This is a genomic window from Pseudomonas brassicacearum (assembly GCF_003732265.1).
GTDB lineage: Bacteria > Pseudomonadota > Gammaproteobacteria > Pseudomonadales > Pseudomonadaceae > Aquipseudomonas > Aquipseudomonas brassicacearum_D.
This window is the reverse complement of record NZ_MOBK01000211.1, coordinates 1-667: the sequence shown is the minus strand read 5'-3', so window position 1 is coordinate 667 and position 667 is coordinate 1. Positions and strand designations below refer to the sequence as shown.

Annotated in this window: 1 protein-coding gene; it reads right to left on the bottom strand. The window is 57.7% G+C overall.

The genetic code is table 11. The annotated features are described in order from the left end of the window. Positions 1-667 (bottom strand): OprD family outer membrane porin (locus BK660_RS30895; RefSeq protein ID WP_123436431.1); only part of this gene is annotated, 667 nt, incomplete at both ends.

The window sequence follows — 667 nt, the reverse complement described above, 5'->3', positions numbered from 1 at the left end:
GGTGATGCCAGTGCCGTAGTCACCGGTGGTGTAGTAGGCAGGGTCATTACCGTTGGCGCCATCGTCACGGCTGTTGAAGTAACGGAAGTCAGACTTCAATACACCCGGGCCGATTGCCCAGTTGTGTACCAGACCCAGGAAGTGCTGCTTGTAGTAATCCTGCAGATTGCCGTAGTAGTACTGGGCAGTCAGGTCTTTGGTGATTTTGTAGTCGCCACCACCGTAGATGAACTTGTTGCTGTCACGACCGGCAGCGGTGTGAGCGTTGGAGCCAGCAATCGACAACTCTTCGTTGTTGCTGGAGTTACGGCCCTTGGCGTGCTCGATTTGACCAGCAACCAGCGTCAGATCCTTGATCTCGCTCGAAGTGATCTGGCCACCCTGGAAGGTTTGCGGCAGCAGACGACCGTCGTTGGTCACGATGACCGGCAGTTTTGGCTGCAGGGTGCCGAGCTTCAGTTCGGTCTGGGAGATCTTGGCTTTGGCAGTCAGACCCAGGCTGGAGTAGTTGTCGACCGCTTCACCGTTGGACTTGCTCGGGAATACAGTGCCGCCATAGGAAGTCGACGTGGCACCGTTGGTGCCGCCACCCGAATCCAGACGCACGCCCACCAGGCCGATGGCGTCGATACCGAAGCCTACGGTGCCTTGGGTGTAACCGGAGATG